Below are 19906 nucleotides of genomic sequence, written 5' to 3' on the forward strand. Positions count from 1 at the left end.
GGTCATTCCTCCTCGATCTGACGGATGAAGGCGGTGACGAAGGCCGAGCCATCAGTCAGCGCATAGGGGGTGAAGCCGGCCTCTTTCTTGAAGAAGGCTTCATCCTCGGATGTGTTTAGCACCACCCGGCCTGCGCCGAGTTCCGCCAGCCGCTCGGCCAGTTTTTCTACAGCGCCTTCATTCACTGCATCGCCCATGTCGCGGGCAGGCGAGCCATCAGTCAGCGGCAGGCCGGATGTCAAAAGACCGCCGTCATTCATCAGATGATAGGCAACGGCGACCTTGCGGCCGATCAAGGGATCCATCCCGTCGCCCTCGCGCCGATGCGGTCGCGCGATCATGTCCCGATAAAGGCCTGCCTGCAGATCCCAACCCGCTTCCATCCGCTTACGCCGCCCCGAAGTGCTGCTTTTCTTGTGGTCAACGATCAGCAGCGCGCCATCCGGCAGCTCGATGATCGCATCCGCCTTGCCATGCAGGCTGATGCCATGCGCCTCACCGGCCAGCCAGATCTCGTTACCGATAATCTTTGCCTTGAGCGCCAGCAGATGGTCGCGCCAGCGCAGAGCGGCGGCCATGATCTCGCGCTCAAGCCCCCTGCGCTCCATCTCCCATGACGGGCTGCGCAGGTAGCCGGCATGGCGGATCAGAGCGCGCTCATAGGCTTCGGGCACCGCGGCGGCCAATGTGTCGGGGTCCGGGATGGACAGATCCTTCAGGAAGACATGTTCGAAAACGTCATGCGCGATATTGCCCTTGGCCATGACGTCCAGTTCCTCGGCCGACCAGGACATGTCCTCCGCCCCCACCTCGCCCAGGAGCCAGGCGAGCGGACTGACCAGCAGCGTTTCCAGCCGCGAGGGCGATTGCGGTTTCGCCGTGCCATCATCCTTGCGCCGCAAGGAGAGTAGGTCTTGGCCCGCAAAATCCAGCGCCTCAGGCAGTTCGAGAGCCTCAGCCAAAGGCGGCAGATGATGATGCGCGACCGGCCAGTCGCCGGGTGAAAGACGCGACAGATCGGTGATCAGGTCGCTGGCATCCTCGACGCCGGAGATGGCCCGCGCCACTAGCGAAAGCCCCGCCGAGGGTTGCAAGCGCCCACCCGACAGATCGCGCCACGGAACGAGGAAGGTGATGCTGTCCGTCACCGCCTGCAGCTGCTGGTCGAAGAGCGAAAGCCCCTGCGCCAGCCCCTCGGCCCGGCCACGCAATGCTAGGCCGGTGGCTTCGCGGAGCGCAGCAATCTCGCTGTCCAGAAACAATGGGTTGGCGCGCGGCCGGGTGGGGTAAAGCCCGTCGGTGAAATCGGTCACGATCAGGTGCCGACAGGACCGCCAAGGACTTTCATGGGCAGCCCACAGGCTGACGCCTTCCAGATTGCGGTCCGGCTCCGCGCTGGTGTGCGGCATGACCTGAATACCGCGCAAGATCGCCTCCCAGTCGGGGGCGCCTTCGCCCGGCGGGACCGGCAGACGCGCCCGGACCTGATCGCCCTGCGCAAGCTGATCGCAAATGCGATCGAGCAGAAAACGCAACTGCGCCAAGCTGCTAGCCGAGGCGCGGATGTCGTCCCAAAGTTCCTTGTGCGCAGGAGTGGCGGTCAAGATCGCGCCGCGGAAGTCACCGCCCATCAGACTTTCGGACAGATCGCGCCCGGTCTGGGCGGACCACGGCATCAATGGCGAAAGCGCGAGGCTCGCCAGTACCATCGCTGGGGTCGGCGGGCGTTTGGCCAGCGTCAGATGCAGCGCGGTCTCACCGATGATATCGCGTTGGGGCAAAGCTGCGGGCATGCCCGAGAGCGGCACGCCCTGGGCGGCAAAAGCGCGGGCGATCTGGCGCGGATCACCTGCGGTAAGCACGGAAATCTCGCGCGCCGGAAGGCCGTCATCGATCAGCGCACGGGCGCGGGCGGCAGAGAAGTCGGCCGCAGCCGCCGGATCGCGCAGACCGAAGAAAGCGAGGCTGCCATCGAGAGGCGCGGCTTCGAGCTGCTGTGCGGTCACCCCGCCCTGTAGGGCGTGGAGCCGGCTGCCGACTGCCGCCGCTCGGAGTCGAGGGGAAGCCGGAACCGAACCGAACTCCTCCTTCAACCGGGCATAAAGCGTCTGCATCGCGGCAGGCGCCAGCGGATCGATCGAGCCTTCGACCACCGGAACCGGGTCGAGAAAGCGCCCATTGGAGAGGTTCAGCACATGGCGCAGCGGTGCAAGACCTTCGGGCAGACCGTCCCCCAATGTCCGCCATAGACCGATCAGTGCCGAGAGATGCCGCTTTGCCCGGCTGTCAGACAGGTGATCGACTACAGGCACCCGCAAGTCAGGCGTGGCCAGCACCAGATCTTCCAGCGCCGTCGTCACCGCCGAAATCGTCTCGACCGGTGCATTGGCGAGGCTATCCGCCCAGACAGGATCAGGCACCTCGGATATGGCGCGCCCCGGCGACCACTCCGGCGGGATCGGAGCCAGAGATAGCTCGGCCAAGCCGGTATCTGTCAGCCGATACTGCAAACCGGAACGTGGATCGATGACGAGGAACGGGTAATGCATGCTTGTTTCAGTCCGAATGTGGGGCGCGCCGGCGCTATGGATCAGTCAATCACCGGATAATGGGCGGTGCCCCAGTCCCAATCAGCTGCAGATTTCATGGTGTCGATGAAAATCTATCAAGCACCGGGTCCTGATCACGAAGACACCGCAACTTTTCGCGAAAGTAATCGAATTGAGACATATGTTTAAACAGCTCTTTTTGAAATGTCTTGCTTCTTTCATGAAGCGTATCCGGCGCGCGAGGGTCAATACAGAAAGCGGCGTGATAAGTGGCGTTTGACGCGTCATCTCACCGGCGGTTGTTGCCCGCAAGTTCTTGCAGACCTGGCATTTGATTACCCCCCCGGATAGAATTCGAATAGTGCATCGGCTGCGTCCGGACGGTGTAACAGCCGGTCATGATCGCGCGCGAGGCGGCCGATAATATCGGCACCCTGAATGACGGTCGCCCATGGATGCGACAGCACGGCATCGGGGGTCATGACGCCCAACATATTGCCTGCAATCGCGCCGGTGGAATCGCTGTCGCCGCCGTGGGTCACCGCGATGCGCAGGCACTCGTCCAGGCCGCTCCCCCGGAGGCAGGCGTAAAGTGCGATGGCCAGCGCCTCGTCGGCCGTCCAGCCGCCGCCCAGGCTTTCGACGGTTTCGGGCCGCCCGTCTTGCCTCGCCGTAAGAGCTGCGTGAATGGCGTGGGCGGTCTCATCGCCACCGTCCAGCCGGGCATACTCCGTGGCGATCCGCTCGGCGGCCCGCTCCAGCGGCTCGCCCGCTGCGACATCGGCCAGCATCTCCGCCCAGGCGGCGGCTGCGAGTTGGCCGGTGATATGGCCATGGGTCAGGGCCGAGGTCTCGATCGCCCAGGCTCTCACCTGATCGCGCGGCGCGATCAGAGCAACTGGGGCGACCCGCATGATCGTGCCGCAGCCCTTGCTGTCATTGCGGGCCGGGTCGCCGAAACGGCCGCTGGCACCCAGGGCCGACATACATGTCATGCCCGGGGCGCATTTTGACCAAAGCCTGCGGTCCTCGATCAGACCTATATCATCTGTCTCTGCTCGCGAATGGCCTTCCTGCGTCCGGTACCATCGCAGCAGCGCGTGATGAACGACGGAAGGCGGGTGACAAATGCCGCGCAACTGGCCTCGGATCCGTGCGCGGATCATGCCCTCGGCGGTGAAGAATGTCATCTGCGTGTCATCGGTAATAGCGCCCCGCTGTCCGCCATAGGGGGGCAAGTCGGTGAGCCCCGCCGGAAAGCGCGCCTGGATGGCCACCAGAGAGTGGAATTCGATGTCGGCGCCGAGACTGTCCCCCATGGCGCCGCCCAGCAAGCAAGCCTGCAAGGTCTTGGCGCTGTCGCTCGACCCACTGGCCTGATCCCGCAACCATTGCTCTTGTGCGCGGGTTTCAACGGCGCCGGGCCGAACAGAACGCACTTCTGCGATAGCCCGCGCCGCGCTCTGTCCCCGTTCGATCATCAGCAGGGCCGCGATCGTCCCGGCACGGCCCAGACCGCCCCGGCAATGGATTAGAACCTTGCCGCCACGTTCGAGTCTGTCATGGATCCGGCGCGACAGCCCGCGCCAGAGTCCTGCACTGTCGGCGGCAGGCACATCGACATCACGGATCGGGAAATGCAGCCATTCCATGCCGCGCGCTTTCAACGCCTCGCCCAGCCCGCGGACGGCCAGCATGTCGAACTCGTGGTCCTGGATCAGCGTGAGCACCATATCTGCGCCCCAGGACGCAACCGCATCAAGATCAAGCGCCAGATCACGGGCCCAAGCTGCGCCGAACACGCTGTCCCCCTGCTTGCCTGGGCAAAGTGTGAGGCCGATCTGGCCGTTTGCAAGCGGCAGGCTGTCAATGCGAAGGGGGTGGGTGGTGCTCGTGCGGGACAAATGTATCTCCTTGAACCGGGTCTCTGCTTAATAGAGCAGGGATACGTCAAATCCGGTCGTATGAATCTTTGCCACGGCATTGATGCGAGCACAATCGCAGGGCATTCTCTGGGTGGTTCGCTGAAGACTTATCTCCGACTATCCTGGCGATAGGACCTCCACCCGATCCCCCCATCGAGCCAGATACCACTCCATTTCCTGCCGTCCACCGGCCCTGAACCGCACGACCAGCGATCGATCCTCCAGCCGTTCCAATGTCTGCTTCGGGTGGAACACATATCCCGCCGCCTCGTCCGCCACGTCTGGCAGGAAACGCCATTCGACATCCTGTGGATCATTATCGCGCCAGATACCGAAGCTTTCGGACAGCCATTCCTGCAAATCAAACCCTGCGGGCCGGGTATAGACGTCAGGCTCCAGCGAAACCCGCTCAAACCCGGCCAGAGCGAACAGGCGCAGATCATCCTGGTACTCACTCCAGGCCAGCAGGTATTGGCGGCCTTGCCCGAAGAGCATGGCGACAGGACCAAGGCGGGCGTTACGTGACAGTTTGCCCGTGCTGCGAGCGCGGTGGTCGGTCGAAACCATGACGCCCGCAAGAATTGCCTCGCGCAGGGCCGAGAGTATCTCGGGTGCGATTTTCTCGCGTGGACCTGGGCGGAAGGCGACCCCATCGGCCATAAGCTGAGCCTCCAGATCGGCCGCAACCGTCCGGCGTCGATCTGCACGAAACATTGCCTGCACCTTCGCAAGCAGACGCTCCAGCGTTTCGGCGGTCAAATCATCGCCTTCACGCCGTGCGATGGCGGCTGCCCTGTGTCCGGCGGTCAGTTCGTCCAGTGTCGGCTCAACCATTTTTCCCAAAGAGCCCGGCGGAAAGCGCCAGTATTTCCGACCGCTGTCGCCGAGGATTTCCTCGATCTGCGGATAGGTATTGCGCACAGCGTCGCGCATGCGTTCTGCCGTCCGGCGCGACACGCCGAATTCCCGCTCGATATCGACAAGGCAAATCCCTTCGGCCGAGCCCTGCATCGTCAGAGCCAGTTTCTGCAGATCTTCCTGACGGGCGTAGCGCATGGTGCCTCCGGCCAAATACCGCGCCAGCTTCGCGGCGCGGCATAGGGGGTGTCAACGGCCAAAGCCGATTGGGCGCGTCGCCCCTTCTTTTGCTTCCGCTTCGCGGGCCAGTTCCCGCAGGATTTCCCGCGGGCGGGTCTCGTCCAATGCGTGCATCCTGCGGGCCACATTCGCGAAATCACCCGGCGCAAGCCGGTCGAGACGTAACAGCCCATCGGGGATTGGCAGGGGAAAATGGGCGCGCCATGCCGAATCGAGTTGATCGCCCGAGAGATGGTCGAACCGGATGCGAAAGGTGAAACGGCGCTGCGTTGCGGCGTCCAGCTTTTCGACTAGGTTGGTGGTGCAGACGAATGGCAGGGGGTGGCTTTCCATCCAGGTTAGCATCTCGTTGACTTGGCTGACCTCCCAGCTGCGCCCAGCATTACGGCGATCCGCAAGCAGGCTGTCCGCCTCGTCGAAGATCAACATTGCACCATCTGCACGGGCATCGGCAAAGGCGCGCGCGATATTCTGCTCGCTCTCACCCAGCCATTTCGAGATCAGATCTGATGCGCGCTTTTCGATCACCGGCATGCCGATAGTGCGGGCCAGTTGCCGCGCCCAGGCACTTTTGCCGGTGCCGGCCGGGCCGTCGAGACAGAAGCTGACCCGCCGCGGTGCGTCGGGTGCCGCCAGCCGCGTCTCGATCAGGCGCAGGTCGAGATCGGCATTGGCGAGTTCGGGGCTCCACGGCGCCTCGGAATGGTGGCGCGGTGCCGGGTCGACACCGCCCCTTGCCAGCCGTGTCGCCGCATCGAGCACCCGTGTGACCATCTGATCGCCGCCATCGCAAAGCCGGGCGACGCGCATCGCATCCGAGACCAGCGCAGGTGCCTGATCATGTCGCTCGGCGAGGTCCGGCAGGCTGGCCATGGGGATACCGACCGCGTGGCGGGTTTCCAGCCGCTGCCAGATCCGCGCCCGCACTCGTCCGGAAGGTGGACGCATCAGCGCGGAATAGCTCATCCTGCGCAGGAAGGCTGGATCGCAGGCGTCCACCGAGTTCGTGGTCCAGATCACAGGGATCGGGTTGGTCTCCAGCATCCGGTTGGCATGGACTTTGGATGGGCGGTCATTGCCGTAGAAGGGGTTGGCGCCCCCGAACAGATCCTCCATCTCATCGAAAAGCAGGATCGTGTCAGACCGCTCGCCCAGCATCCGGCAGGCCATGCCCATCTCGGCCAAACGTTCTCGGCGGGAGGGCTCACCACCTTCATCATCGGCTTCCCCCACGGCACGAAGCTCGGCACCGATCTGGCTGGCCAGCACCTTGGCGAATTCGGTCTTGCCTGTGCCGGGCGGACCATAGAGCAGGATGTTCACACCCCGAGCCCGGCTGGCCAGAGCCCGGACGGTCAGGTCGCGCATGATTTCGGCTTGATGCCCCAGCCCCTCGAAATCCTGCCATTCTGCTTGCGGAGGTTGCGCAGTCGGGAACATGATGCCGATCAGGTCGCCAACACCGCTCACATCCGCCATGAGCGCCGTCAGCAGCCTTTCCGACAGATCGAATGGCATGCGATTGTAACGCCCACCACGATTGCGCTGCACCAGCCCCGACGCAACGAGTCTCCCCGATGGCCGCAGTGCCGCCCGGATTTCGGGCTCCACCGCCCCGCAGAACCAAGACAGCAGAAGCGGGAGGGTAACCTCCTTCGTGTCCAGCGCGCCATCGACGACATGCTCAAATCCGTCGAACACCTTGTAGTGCGCGGCGAAGGTCAGAATTCCGACATCAACCTGCGACAGGCCGAAATGTGCGCCCAGTGCGCCGCAGTTTCGGTTCAGGATTTCTCCATCACCGCCACCGGCCTTCGGCACCAGATTGCGGCTGATCTGGCGGATCTTCGTCCACCAGATCGCACCGGGGCGTGAGCGGGGGCGTTCAGGGCAGTCGACCTCGGTCAGATATTCGAGCCAACCGGGCAGTTCTTTCGCCACGCGGCTTGTCGGGCCAAAGCGCCCCGCCAAGCGGGCGATCAGATCGAGGGTCAAATATTGTTCGTGGCTCATGCGGCTCTCCATCGTTCCAGACAGAGATAATGGGGCAATGCGACAGATATGGACGTATCAGTCAGCGCGGCGGCACACGGAGACAGTGACCGTCATGTGGGACACGACGAATCCAAAATGCTGCGCAAGCTTTACGAATGGAACCAACCAATCCATCGCGTGCGTGGCCGGTTCTAGAGATGTTTGGAACATGGAGGTGTTCTTACTGCTTGCGCGAACACGATGGCGAGGTCTTGCCAAAGCCGCCTGTCCTCCATCAGCAGGCTAGGCAGCAAGTCGTTGCTCTCCGACTTTCAGCGCATCTTCCCCACTGGCCTTGCGGAGGAAAAGCGCGAGCGCGGCCTTCCGAGAATCCCGGTCAAGCGCATAGGTAGTCTGCCTAAATTTGACCCCATCGAGCAGCCCTTGGATATAACCTGAGATCGTGTCGGCAGCCATAATGAGGGCCGTGTCGAGCGTGTGAATGTACTTGCTCGTGACCGTGCCCTTGGAGTGACCGACCAGTGCGGCGATCGTAACTTCGGTGAAGCCAAGATCATTTGCGATGCTCGCGAAGCTATGGCGCAGGACATGCGGCGTCACATCGGACAGCGGGGAGTCTCTAAAAATTTGCCTCCAATGGTTGGGAAAGCCGCCGAAGGCGTTGTCCTCTCCCTGGCCGGGAAAGACATACGTACCCGTCGCGGTCTTGCGGCGTTCTTCCAGATACTCGACCACAGCAAGCCCGATGGGACGAACCGAGGCACCTTCCTTGCTGTCCACGAGACGCATGCAACTCGCGTCGGTGTCTGCTTCGGTCCACATGAGACCGATTATCTCGCTGCGGCGGCAGCCAGTAAGCGCGATCTGGCGAATGATTTCGACGGTCATTTCAAATTTCGGGGTTGCAGCCGCTTCGCGAAGAATCTCGCCCAGGATCCGGTACTCGGCTTCGATGAGACGACGATCGCGTACATTGTCCTTGGGCTTGCGGATGCCGTGTGCCGGATTGGTGATAATGATCCCGGCTTCCATTGCATAGGTGAAGATGCCGCCAAGAAGTCCAATCGTTCGTGTGGCCGTGCCGGCGCCGCCTGTTACAACGGCCTTGCCGCGTAGCTTCTTCGTCTTCACCGACACCGCCGTCTTGCCAGCCATGATGTCCTTCAAAACCTTGGCGATGTCGGCTTTCGCCAGGTCCTTAACCCGACGGCTGCCGATGAGCGGGATGATGTGCCGATGAATCCGACCGGTGTCGGTGATAATGGTGGTTGCCTTCTTCGGTCGACCACCTTTCCCGAGGATGAGACCGGCTTCGAGATCTTTGAGATACATCGCGCACAGCTCTTTGACAGTGACTGCCTGATGATCGAGCAGGCGTTCCTCCGAGGGGTTATCACCCTGCGCAACGCGGCCGAGCTGCACCTTCGCCTCTTGCCGCGCCGTCTCCGCCGTCCAGATGCCATGGAAACCGATCGTGTAGCGACGGGTTCGACCTGCGGCTCGATATTGGATAAGGTAGCTGCGTTTTCCGGACGCGAAAACGCGAAGGCCGAAGCCTGGCAGCTCGTCGTCCCAGATGAAGTAGTCCTTCACACGGACCGCGGCTGCGTCCACGACGCGCTTCGTCAGCTTGGCCATTACGCGTTTCCTCCTTGGAGAGCCGGTTGCCTCCACGGAAGCACCACGGAAGCAGGCGGATGAAAGTTGGAGCGAAGTTCCGGATACAGATTTCGGCGGGGGAAACCGAATTGTCCATACATTTCAAGGCAGTGTAGTATCATAGCGTGTCCTAGCGTGCTTTTCGGATAGCCAGGACAAATTGCTCCGAAGGCAGGGGTCACAGGTTCGAATCCTGTCGGGTGCACCAAAATCTCCAACAAAATCAAGCAGTTCAGACAAGCCGGCGGCCCCTCTTCGAGCAGTGATGTTGAGAAAACTCACCAGGGAATCACCAGATTCGGCGCAATCGCCTGAAATTCCTTCAGAAATTAGATGCTGCGTTCTCACCAGCCCATTGCAGGTGGTCGCGATCGGTAGTGCATGGCGTTTTCAGGGTGCTTTGGGCCATCCCGGCAGTCGGCGGCTATGCTGGGGGAAAGCCTTCCCCCTGACGCCCAGCCCTGTGAGTCTGGCCTATGAAAACCCGACCGGTCCCCCAGGGCGCGCGGCTGATCGGGGAATATGATCCCGAGGTGTCGTTCGTGCAGAACCGCGTCCTGCTCGCCTGGGACGGCTGATCCTACCGGGCGGCCGCTCGATCGTTCTCGAGCGCCAGCCCGGCGCCGTTGCAGCAGGTATCGCCGGCTTGCAGGGACAGAGCCGGCGAAGGCCGCGCTGATCTCGACCATGCTCGGGTTTGGTGCCGAGCTGGGCGCGGATGACGACGACGAGCTGACCCGCGCGCTGCGTCGGGCATTCAGGCCACCGTCAACCAGACCGGCCAGCAGATCGTGCGGCGGCAGTTGAACGTGCAGCCAACGCTCACCCCTCGGCCGGGCTATCCGCTTCGCGTCATCGTCATCCGCGATCTCGTGCTCGAACCACAGGGAGGCTCGCAATGAGCAAATTTCGCCTGCGACCAATCGTGGAGGACAAGCCGGTCAAGCTGACGGTGGAACTACCGGGAACATTGCTCAGGCATCTCGGGGACTATGCCAAGGCCATGCGAGCTAGAATGGTCTCACCCAGCCACTCCCCTTTGACCACCCATGCTGGCGCGGTTCATGGCAGCCGACAGGGGCTTTACGCGACATCGCCGCGCGCATGAAGATTGAAGGGGGTGCATTCCAGCCTTCAGTCGCCCGTGAATTTCTTGAATCGCTCCCTGCCGTCCGCTTCCTGAACAGCAGCGTCGGCGTTGGCGCATTCGTCTCCGCGCACCGAACCGTCCCGGCATTGCGCCACGATCTGTCGTGCTTCATCGAGATGCGCTGCGAAATACTGCGTGCCTCGCGGCTCGGCCTTCTCCGCCGGCCGGTCCGGGCTCGCGGCCACCACCGTTTGCCCGGCAGGCGCCATGATCGGGCGCAGGATGAAGCCCACTCCGAACCCTATTACCAGCGCGACAATTCCAACAATAACAACCATGCCCCTCGTCATGTGACGTCTCCTTATCAGTCGGTCCCGAAGGACAGGGAATAGCGACTACGCACGAAGGCGAGAAATCGGCGAAGGGCCAGCGGCGCCTTGCTGGAAGGTTTTGCCATAAGACGCCACTCGATCGCGACCATGGCAAGGCCGATGCCGGACCCGAGATAGAGCAGTCCGGCGAGCAGCCATGGATTGACGCCCTCGCCGAACAGCGCCGCTAAGGCGATGGCGAGTGGGGCGCCGGGCCACGTGACCCAGGACCGAATGGACATGATCAACCTCCTGTCACGGCGGGCTCGGCCTTTGGGGCACGCGCCGCTCGTCCATGCACGAGCCGATAGAGCGCCGGCAGCACCAACAGTGTCAACAAGGTCGAGGAGATGATCCCGCCGATAACCACCGTGGCAAGCGGCCGCTGAACCTCCGCGCCCGCACCGACATTGAACGCCATCGGCACGAACCCGAGGCTCGCCACCAGCGCGGTCATCAGCACCGGCCGCAATCGGGTCAGCGCGCCTTCGCGGATAGCGTCGTCGAGCGGGCGTCCTTCGGCGAGGAGCGACCGGATGAAGCTGACCATCACGACGCCGTTCAGCACCGCCACGCCGGACAGGGCGATGAACCCGACACCCGCCGAGATCGACAGCGGTAGGCCGCGGAGCAGCAGTGCCGCGACCCCGCCGGTCAATGCCAGCGGCACGCCTGAGAACACGATGGTAGCGTCCCTGACCGATCGGAACAGCCAGAACAACAGACCGAAGATCAACAGCAGCGTCGCGGGCACGACCAGCCGCAGCCGTTCCGCCGCCGAGATAAGTTGCTCGAATGTGCCGCCATAACTGATCCAATAGCCGGCCGGCACTTCGACCTCCGCGCCGACCTTCTCGCGCAGCTCAGTGACGAACGAGCCAAGATCGCGATCACGGACATTGGCGGTGACTACCACCCGGCGCTTGCCGTCCTCCCGGCTGATCTGGTTGGGGCCTATGGCGACCTCTACCTTCGCCACGTCTTCCAGCGGAACGAAGCCCCGTGGACCTTCGCCCGACGCGGGGAGCGGTATCCGCAGGCGGCCGATCTCGTCGACATTGCGCCGGATCTCTTCCGGCAGGCGCACGACGATGGCGAACCGCCGGTCGCCCTCGAAGATCTGCCCAACCTGTCGACCTCCGATCGACACCGCGAGAACATCCTGCACGTCACTGATATTGAGCCCGAGCCTGGCGAGCGCAGCGCGATTTGGGGTGATCTGAAGCACCGGGAGTCCCGTCACTTGCTCGACGCTGACATCGGCCGCACCGGGGATGCCGTTCGCGACACCCTCGATCGCCTTGCCCACCGTCAGTAATTCGTCGAGATCGTCGCCAAACACCTTGATGGCGACATCGGCGCGGACACCCGATAGCAGTTCGTTGAACCGCATCTGGATCGGCTGGGTGAACTCGTAGTTGTTGCCGGGGATGGTGAGCGCCGCCGCGTGCATCTCGGCGACGAGCTGGGTGCGCGGTTTTCGCGGATCGGGCCAGTCCTTGCGATCCTTGAGCATGATGAAGGTATCGGCGACCGAGGGCGGCATCGGATCGGTAGCCACCTCGGCGGTGCCGATCTTGGAAACGATCCGCTCGACCTCCGGGAAGCGCTTCAATCGGGCTTCGAGCGCCTTTTGCATCTGCACCGCCTGACTGAGGCTGGTGCCGGGGATGCGCAGCGCATGAAGCGCGATGTCGCCCTCGTCGAGATTGGGCACGAACTCCGATCCCATGCGGGTCGCGGCAAAGCCGGCGATGACAACCAGCACCACAGCCCCTGCGACAAATGCGACACGCAGCCGCAATGCCGCATTGAGCGCGGGCTCGTAGAGCTTGCGCGCCCAGGCCATCAGGCGGCTTTCCTTCTCCTCGACCTTACCCGAGACAAACAAGGCGACTGCCGCCGGCACAAAGGAGAGCGACAGGATCAGCGCGAAGGTCAGCGCCATGACAACCGTGATCGCCATCGGGTGAAACATCTTTCCCTCGACGCCCGTGAGCGCGAAGATCGGCACATAGACCAGCGCGATGATGAGCATGCCGAACATCGATGGACGGATCACTTCGGAGGTCGCCGAAGCAGCCAGCGCGAACCGTTCGTCCCGATCGAGCAGACGCCCAAGCCGGTGCTGCGCCTCGCCGAAGCGGCGCAGGCAGTTTTCGACGATGATGACCGCGCCATCCACGATCAAGCCGAAGTCGAGAGCGCCAAGGCTCATCAGATTGCCCGAAACGCCCGCCTGTACCATACCGGTGATAGTCATGAGCATGGTGATCGGAATGACCGCCGCCGTGATGAGCGCCGCGCGGATATTGCCGAGCAGCAGGAACAGCACGACGATCACGAGCAGCGCACCTTCGGCGAGGTTCTTCTCGACCGTCCAGATCGCCCGTTCGACGAGATCGGTGCGGTCGTAGATCGGCACTGCCTTCACGCCCGCCGGAAGCGCCTTTGCGGCTTCTTCAAGCCGCTCGGCTGCTGCCCGCGCGACGATCCGGCTATTCTCACCCGCGAGCATGAACACGGTGCCGAGCACCACTTCCTGCCCGTTTTCGGTCGCGGCACCGGTGCGCAGTTCCTCACCCATGCCGACATCAGCGACATCGGCGATGCGGATCGGCACCCCGCCGCGATTGGTGACGATGATGGATTTGAGATCGTCGATACCCGCCGCCTGGCCCGGCACGCGGACCAGATATTGCTCGCCATAGCGTTCGACATAGCCGGCGCCGACATTGGCGTTGTTGCGGTCGAGTGCCGACACCACATCGTTGAGGGTAAGGCCATAGGCCGAAAGCCGGTCGGGAAGCGGCGTCACATGATATTGCCGCTCATAGCCGCCGATACTGTTGACCTCGGTGACGCCCGGTGTGTTGCGGAGTTGCGGCCGGATCACCCAGTCCTGAAGCGTTCGCAGGTCTTCGGCCGTATAGGGCTTGCCGTCTGGCTTGCGCGCGCGCGGCTGGGCCTCCAGCGTATACATGAAAATCTCGCCGAGGCCGGTGGAGATCGGCCCCATTTCAGGCGCAACGCCTTCGGGAAGCTGGTTGCGCGCGGTCTGGAGCCGTTCGTTGATGAGCTGCCGGGCGAAATAGATGTTGGTGCCGTCGGCGAACACCGCCGTCACCTGAGACAGCCCATAGCGCGAGATGGAGCGGGTATATTGCAGTCCCGGCAGGCCCGCTATGGCGGTTTCCACGGGGAAGGTCACACGCTGTTCGGCTTCAAGCGGCGAGAAGCCCGCCGCTTCGCTGTTGATCTGCACCTGGACGTTGGTGATGTCGGGGGTGGCGTCGATCGGCAGGTGCTGGAAGGCCCAGACGCCGATCGCGCACAGCAGCGCAACAATGGTCAGCACCGCCCAGCGAAACCGGATGGCGCCGGCGACGATCCTTTCCAGTATAGGTGGGCGTTCGAGCAGCGCCGGGCGCGGAGGAGCGGATGTCTCAGTGGTCATGGCTGGCTCCCGATTTGTCGATGTCGGCACGGATCAGGAACGCGCCATCGGTCACATATTCGGTGCCGGCTTCGAGGCCACCGAGCACTTCGGTCCATTCGGGTGTGCGGCGGCCGATCTCCAGCATTCGCACCTCATAGCTATTGCCGACCTTGGCATAGACCACCTCGAAATCACGGAACCGCTGGATCGCCTTCGTCCTGACCGCTAGCGGCACATTGGCGGATGCAACCGCGAACGAGCCTTCGACGCCCATGCCGGGCCGGAACGTCCGCGCGGCGGATTCAGGCAGATGGACATGCGCCATCAATGTCTGACTGGCGACATCGGCTGTCGGCAGGATCGCCTCGACCTCCGCGTCCAGCCTGGCATCGCTCGACAGGCTGCGCAGCGCAACGCGCTGGCCGACGCGCACGCGCTCGACGTCCCGCGGATAGACAAAGAACTCGGCATGGAGCTTCGTCGGATCGGCAATCACGAACAGCGCGCGATCGCCGGTGTTGTCACCCACGTTGGCGTTCTTCTCCACGATGATGCCGCTGATCGGCGCCGTCACCGTATAGGTTTGGAGCGAGTGGCTGGATTCGACGCGGAGCAGCGCCTGCCCCTTGCGCATGGTCTGGCCAAGCTGGCCAGTCATCCAGACGATCTGCCCTGGCAGGCGAGCACGCACGTCGGCCTTACCCTCCGGCGTGATCTCGATGCGGCCAGCCATGTCGATCAGTTCGGCCACAGTCCCAGGACCGGCACGCTCAAAGCGCACTCCACCAATCTGGGCGGCCTGGGCCGAGATAATGGTCCGGCCCTCGTAGGAAGCGTAAGTCCAGTTGTGCGTGCGTCCGCTCTCGACCGCACGCACCTTCACGTCGAAGGAGTGCGGTTCGATGACCACGCCGCCGCCACGCAGATAATCCTCCTGCGGCGTAAAGGCGAAACGATCGACCTTACCGCCGAGGCGCGACAGCTCGATGGCAAGCTGCACTTCACCTGGCGCCACCGGCTTGTCGTTCCGGTAGGCATAGACATGGAACTCGGGGTCCGCGCCGTCCTCGAAGATGGTGATCTCGACAGCGAAATCACCATCGCGCAGCATCCGGCCGCGATGTGGGCCGCGTTCATAGTCGCCGGTAGCGGCAGCCGCCTCGGGCTCACCGGCTTCGGTGTCGGCGGTCGGGGACCCGCCGCATCCGGCGAGCAGGACAAGAGCGAGCACCGAGCCCGCAGACAATAGGAATCGTGTCATCGGCGGTTCTCCGCGCTGGAAAGATATGGGACGTGGCGGCCGGTCAGCCGGTCGAGCCGGGCGCCTGCGAGATGGAAGCGGCGCAGCAGCTCGACCCGGCGGGACCGCGCATCGACCTCAGCTTGCTGAGCCTGGTTGACTTCGAGGAAGGTGAAGGCGGTCCCACCACGCGCGAAGCCGTCGCGGACAAGCGTTACCGCGCGCGCCGCGCTTGGCAGCACTTCGCGTGCGATCCGGTCGATCTCGGTGGCAAGCGCCGCGCGTTCGGCAACGATCCGGTCGATTTCGCGCCCGATCTGTGCCCGCGCAACGGCAATTTCGGCTTCGGCCACCTGTGCTTCCGCATTGGCGCGCGCGACATTGCCACGGTTGGCGGCACGGTTGCCGAGCGGGATCGAACCTCCGACCATGATCGCCACGTCATTGCCTTGCCCGAAATGGCGTAGGCCCACCCGCGCGCTGGGGTCGCCGACATTGCTTGTCTCTGCAAGCCGGACCTTTGCCCCGGCGGCGTCCCGCTCGGCGGTGAGCAGCGCGAGTTCGGGGCCAACATCCGCCGGAGGCCGGGATCGTTCAACAATAGTGAAAGGCGTTGTGTCGAGGCTGTAATCGCCGCCCGTCGCTCCCCAATAAGAGGCGAGCGTGGTGCGGGCGATGCGGGCATTTTCGCGCGCCTGATCGAGCGCAATCCGGGCCTGCGTCGTGGTAGTCCGCGCCCGTTCGGCTGCGAATAGCGGATCGAGCGCGCGGCCCACGCGGCGGCCCACTTCGCCTTCCACCTGCTGGGCAGCGGCAAGGCGCTGTTCAGCTATGGAAATGACGGCCTCGGCCGCAAGCGCCTCAACCCACGTCGCTTGCACTTGCGCGAGCAGATCGAGCATCCGCAGGCGATTGCGCTCCGCAGTCACGCCAAGCTCGAAACGGGCCGCGCCGACACGCGCTTCACGCTTGCCGCCGCGCTCCCAGGTTCGTTCATACCAGGCGGTAGCCTGCGAACGTCCAAGGGAAGAATATGGGCCGGTGCCGGTGAAATCCTCTACATCGACGCCCACGACATCGCGTGGCCGCACATCGGCTTGAATGACGGCGGCATCAGCAGCCTGAAGCCGCGCAGCATTGACCGCCACTGATGGATCACCGGTGGCGACCCTGGAAAGCGCGTCGGATAGACTCAGGTCTTGCGCCGCCCCGACGGACGGAGCGGATAGAGCGGCGATGGCCGCGCCTATCGCAAGCGCGCGCCGCAAGCGCACCGGCTGGTGCGCAACGAAAATTGAAAACATGACAAATCGGCCTCACGAACAGGCGTGGCTACAGCCGCGCCTAATTCGACGCGACGGCTCTAGGTGCGATTTGCGATGGTCTTGGGGGGACGTTCAGGTCCGTGGGTCAGGAAGCCAGACATGCGATTATCGGCCGCCGGTCGGCCAGTTGAGGCCCTCAAGAAGATTCCCGGTGATCCACGTGACAGAGGAGCGAGCATCCCCGAGCCACTATCACCATGGTGGTGGTGCCCGGTTTCCGGCTGATGATCGGGAGCATCCCCCTTATCATCCAGAGCCGACGTATGAGGCTCGTGTTGATGGTCGCTGATTTCGGAAACGATTTTGCTGAACGGTAGATGGTTATGATCGCCCGATGCGTCTGATTGATGCTGAATGCGATCGACCACACTAGCCATGCTAGCGCTCGCGAAGACAAGCGTCAGCCCGATGCACAGCATCGAGAAAAATCGAAAAAACGATGGTCGCGACACCCTAATCACGACCATGAAACATAAGTTGCCGGCACGATAACGCAAGTGTCATGCGCGATGCTCACCCAGGCCGTTGTTATCCATTTCTCGTGATGATCCTCAATCATCCAAAGACCGTCGAAGAATAGATTGTCGTGCTCAACTGCCCTACCAGGCCAAGCCTGTGTGTCATCGACCACATTGACGACAGCACTAACGCACGGCCTCGCCGGTATTCCGCGATCGGCCAATCGTAGCGATCCCATCATTGGTCCGGCCTAATCGGCTTCGCCATCGGAGTGAGCTTGGCAAGGCGTCGTGGGAGGTCCGACTCGATCCGGCGTTGCTGATGCGGCTGGCTCTTCTTCCAGGCGCGAATTTCGTCCTTCGTTCGGCCGCAGCCCTTGCACCAGCCGGTTCGTCCATCGAAAACGCAGATGTCGATGCAGGGCGACTTCATGGCGACTGCATCTCGATGGTGAGATGGCGAAGCTCGTGGACCGGCTTGAGGCGCTTTTGCACCGTCGCGCGATCCACTGCACCGCCCGCCACTACGCTAACGATGCCGGCATGGGCGTCGGGTCCGACGCGCCAGACATGCAGGTCCGCGATCCGGGCGTCGCCGGGCGCTTCGACCAGTTCGCGGATTTCCTCGGCGACATGCTCATCGGTGCGGTCAAGCAGCACCCAGGCGGTCTCGCGCATCAGCGACCATGACCAGCGGGCGATCACGATGGCGCCGACCACCCCCATGACCGGATCGAGCCATACCCAGCCGAGGAAGCGTCCCGACAAGAGCGCGACGATCGCCAGCACCGACGTCAGCGCGTCGGCGAGGACATGGACATAGGCGGCGCGAAGGTTGTTGTCTTGGCTGCGCAGCCCAGCCACGGGATGGGCGTGGTCGTCATCATGCGCGTGTTCTTCGTGTCCGCGGCCATGTGGCTGCGCATGATGGCCGTGGGAATGGTCAGGCCCATGATCGTGCGAATGACTTCCCGCCAGCAGGAAGGCGCTGACAATGTTCACGGCGAGACCGATAGCGGCGACGATCGTCGCCTCGGTGAACGCCACCGTGGTTGGCTGGAACAGGCGGACTACCGATTCGACGCCGATGCCGATCGCAACCACTGCGAGCACTAGCGCGGAGGCGAACCCTGCCAGGTCGCCGACCTTGCCCGTCCCAAAGCTGAACCTTTGGTCCGAAGCATGCCGCTTGGCGTAGGAATAGGCGATCGCCGCGACACTGAGTGCTCCGGCATGCGTGGCCATGTGAAAGCCGTCCGCCAGAAGCGCCATCGATCCGGTCAGATAGCCGGCAATGATTTCGCCGACCATCATCGTCGCCGTCAGTGCCACCACCCACAGTGTGCGGCGCGCGTTCGCGTCGTGCGACGCCCCGAGGAAGACGTGATCGTGGGTGAAGCGATCGATGTGAGAAGCCGCGGTCATCATCGATCTTATTTCGAATAGCGACGAATAACGGTCTTCAATGCCTCTGACGCTCGGGAACGCTCGGCATCATCCAGGCCCGGCTTCGCAACATGCTGGTCCAGATGGTCCACGATGATTTCGTCGAGCAGACCGTTCACTGCGCCACGAACTGCCGCCACAAGGTGCAGAACTTCGTCACACGAAGCGCCGCGCTCCAGGCCGCGCTCGATAGCGCTGACCTGTCCTGCAATGCGCCGCACTCGTGCAATCAGTTCAGCGCTGTTCTCTTGGGTGTGAGCCATAGCATACCCCCCTAGCCTATACGGGCGCACAACGCCAGACCGCATTATTACGACGCGGCCGATATCGACGACCTCAGCCTAGATGCGCCAGCGCGCCGCCGATTATGGTGTAGCGCCGCAGCGCGCGTTACGACATTGAGGAGCGGGACGATGCGGTGACGGGCGATCCTGGAGTAGTAGGAACAGCGACACATATTCGTTATGTTTATCCGGCGCGGGGCACCCAATCCACCGTGCCTACTACGCTAGGCTACGCCAAATCCGTCCTGGGTCGCACAGAGCCGCCCGCTAAAAATAGCGGTTTCGTAGGCACGGCGGCGTGTCGCGGCAAAAGTTCGAATCGCTTCGGGTGATAGCCCATTGATCGACTGCTTCAGCCAACCTACTCTGCCGTAGTCGTGAAACGCATGTTCCCTTTCCTGCTCCTCCTTGGAGCCCTGATCGGCCTGTCCGGTCAGGAGATGGCGTTTGCCCGCGGACCGAGCATGATGAAGACGGTCGCGACCGATCACCAGATGGCCGACATGGAAGGCATGGACTGCGCCGAGATGATGGCACAGCCGCAGCCCCCGCAGGATAAGGGCTCAAAGCCCTGCAAGGGAATGACGCTCGACTGCATTGCCCAGATGGGCTGCGCGCTCCCCATCTTCGTGAAAGACGGTCCCGCGCCAGAGGCCGTCGCTCCGACTGTGCCGCTACCCTCCTTCTGGCCGTCCACGCCGCGTCTGGTCGGCCGCTCCTACGGCCCGGAACCCGAGCCACCCGCACGCCTGAGCTAATCGTCCACCGCGCGATAGCGTGCGCCGCAGCCTCAATGGGCTGACGCACCCGCTTTTCGCGCCCGATAGATTTCAGCTCAGGATAGTCATCATGAAGATGTTCACGCTTGCCGCCGCGACGATCACGGCCGCCACTGCCATGTTCGCGTCTCCCGCGTTCGCGCAGCATAGCCACTCCGCCAGTTGTGACTGCGCGATGATGCGCGGCGCAGCCAGCTAGGCGCGGACCCTGGCTGGTCCAGCGCATCTTGGTGACCAGGTCTGAGGAG

At 63.2% G+C, this 19906-nt stretch carries 16 protein-coding genes and 2 pseudogenes; 5 read left to right on the plus strand and 13 right to left on the minus strand.

Translation table 11 applies throughout. The features are described 5' to 3' along the window. Window positions 1–2 precede the first annotated feature (2 nt). From WFR25_RS15750 to WFR25_RS15770, 5 genes are all read right to left on the minus strand, one after another. A complete protein-coding gene (locus WFR25_RS15750; protein ID WP_336972225.1) occupies window positions 3–2483 on the minus strand; it encodes a PD-(D/E)XK nuclease family protein in 2481 nt (826 codons plus the stop codon). Between the two features lie 401 nt (window positions 2484–2884). Further along, complete coding sequence (locus WFR25_RS15755; protein WP_336972227.1) at window positions 2885–4453, minus strand: ADP-ribosylglycohydrolase family protein; 1569 nt, start codon at window positions 4451–4453, stop codon at window positions 2885–2887. Window positions 4454–4591: 138 nt separating this feature from the next. Further along, a complete protein-coding gene (locus tag WFR25_RS15760; RefSeq protein ID WP_069708743.1) occupies window positions 4592–5530 on the minus strand; it encodes a helix-turn-helix transcriptional regulator in 939 nt (312 codons plus the stop codon). Window positions 5531–5581: 51 nt separating this feature from the next. Then, window positions 5582–7585: an AAA family ATPase gene (locus WFR25_RS15765; protein WP_336972228.1), complete on the minus strand. Its 2004-nt coding sequence runs from the start codon at window positions 7583–7585 to the stop codon at window positions 5582–5584. Window positions 7586–7849: 264 nt separating this feature from the next. Beyond that, complete coding sequence (locus tag WFR25_RS15770) at window positions 7850–9205, minus strand: tyrosine-type recombinase/integrase (protein ID WP_069708745.1); 1356 nt, start codon at window positions 9203–9205, stop codon at window positions 7850–7852. A 512-nt stretch (window positions 9206–9717) separates the two neighbouring features. Between WFR25_RS15770 and WFR25_RS15775 the strand changes: the two are divergent. From WFR25_RS15775 to WFR25_RS15785, 3 genes and pseudogenes are all read left to right on the plus strand, one after another. Next, window positions 9718–10128: pseudogene (locus tag WFR25_RS15775) on the plus strand (TraB/TrbI/VirB10 family type IV secretion system protein); the annotation flags it as partial. Then, window positions 10125–10190 (plus strand): annotated as a pseudogene (locus WFR25_RS15780) (DUF2274 domain-containing protein); the annotation flags it as partial. The pseudogenes WFR25_RS15775 and WFR25_RS15780, both read left to right, overlap by 4 nt. A 100-nt stretch (window positions 10191–10290) precedes the next feature. Then, window positions 10291–10341, plus strand: coding sequence for a hypothetical protein (locus tag WFR25_RS15785; RefSeq protein ID WP_281271802.1), 51 nt, complete (start codon window positions 10291–10293; stop codon window positions 10339–10341). Between the two features lie 19 nt (window positions 10342–10360). On the opposite strand, the gene WFR25_RS15790 is transcribed toward WFR25_RS15785, so the two are convergent. The 8 genes from WFR25_RS15790 to WFR25_RS15825 all read right to left on the minus strand — a co-directional run bounded on the left by WFR25_RS15790 (window position 10361) and on the right by WFR25_RS15825 (window position 18858). Further along, a complete protein-coding gene (locus tag WFR25_RS15790) occupies window positions 10361–10666 on the minus strand; it encodes a hypothetical protein (protein WP_119036671.1) in 306 nt (101 codons plus the stop codon). Window positions 10667–10680: 14 nt separating this feature from the next. Further along, window positions 10681–10929 (minus strand): hypothetical protein, encoded by a 249-nt coding sequence (locus WFR25_RS15795; RefSeq protein WP_119036672.1) that lies wholly within the window; start codon window positions 10927–10929, stop codon window positions 10681–10683. A gap of 2 nt (window positions 10930–10931) precedes the next feature. Continuing rightward, window positions 10932–14144 (minus strand): efflux RND transporter permease subunit, encoded by a 3213-nt coding sequence (locus tag WFR25_RS15800; protein WP_119036673.1) that lies wholly within the window; start codon window positions 14142–14144, stop codon window positions 10932–10934. Next, window positions 14134–15387: an efflux RND transporter periplasmic adaptor subunit gene (locus tag WFR25_RS15805; RefSeq protein WP_119036674.1), complete on the minus strand. Its 1254-nt coding sequence runs from the start codon at window positions 15385–15387 to the stop codon at window positions 14134–14136. Before WFR25_RS15805 ends, WFR25_RS15800 begins: the two co-directional genes overlap by 11 nt. Then, entirely contained in the window at window positions 15384–16670 is a 1287-nt protein-coding gene (locus WFR25_RS15810) for a TolC family protein (protein ID WP_119036675.1), read from the minus strand. Before WFR25_RS15810 ends, WFR25_RS15805 begins: the two co-directional genes overlap by 4 nt. Before the next feature lie 717 nt (window positions 16671–17387). After that, complete coding sequence (locus WFR25_RS15815) at window positions 17388–17582, minus strand: DUF1289 domain-containing protein (RefSeq protein ID WP_119036676.1); 195 nt, start codon at window positions 17580–17582, stop codon at window positions 17388–17390. After that, window positions 17579–18574 (minus strand): CDF family Co(II)/Ni(II) efflux transporter DmeF, encoded by a 996-nt coding sequence (gene dmeF / locus WFR25_RS15820; protein WP_119037243.1) that lies wholly within the window; start codon window positions 18572–18574, stop codon window positions 17579–17581. Before dmeF ends, WFR25_RS15815 begins: the two co-directional genes overlap by 4 nt. An 8-nt stretch (window positions 18575–18582) precedes the next feature. Then, window positions 18583–18858 (minus strand): metal/formaldehyde-sensitive transcriptional repressor, encoded by a 276-nt coding sequence (locus WFR25_RS15825; RefSeq protein WP_119037244.1) that lies wholly within the window; start codon window positions 18856–18858, stop codon window positions 18583–18585. A gap of 407 nt (window positions 18859–19265) precedes the next feature. Here WFR25_RS15825 and WFR25_RS15830 point away from each other — a divergent pair, with 407 nt between their 5' ends. Both WFR25_RS15830 and WFR25_RS15835 read left to right on the plus strand, forming a co-directional pair. Beyond that, window positions 19266–19637 (plus strand): hypothetical protein, encoded by a 372-nt coding sequence (locus WFR25_RS15830; RefSeq protein WP_211325918.1) that lies wholly within the window; start codon window positions 19266–19268, stop codon window positions 19635–19637. A gap of 91 nt (window positions 19638–19728) precedes the next feature. Further along, entirely contained in the window at window positions 19729–19857 is a 129-nt protein-coding gene (locus tag WFR25_RS15835) for a hypothetical protein (RefSeq protein ID WP_281271785.1), read from the plus strand. Window positions 19858–19906 lie beyond the last annotated feature (49 nt).

This window comes from Sphingobium aromaticiconvertens, assembly GCF_037154075.1.
GTDB lineage: Bacteria > Pseudomonadota > Alphaproteobacteria > Sphingomonadales > Sphingomonadaceae > Sphingobium > Sphingobium aromaticiconvertens.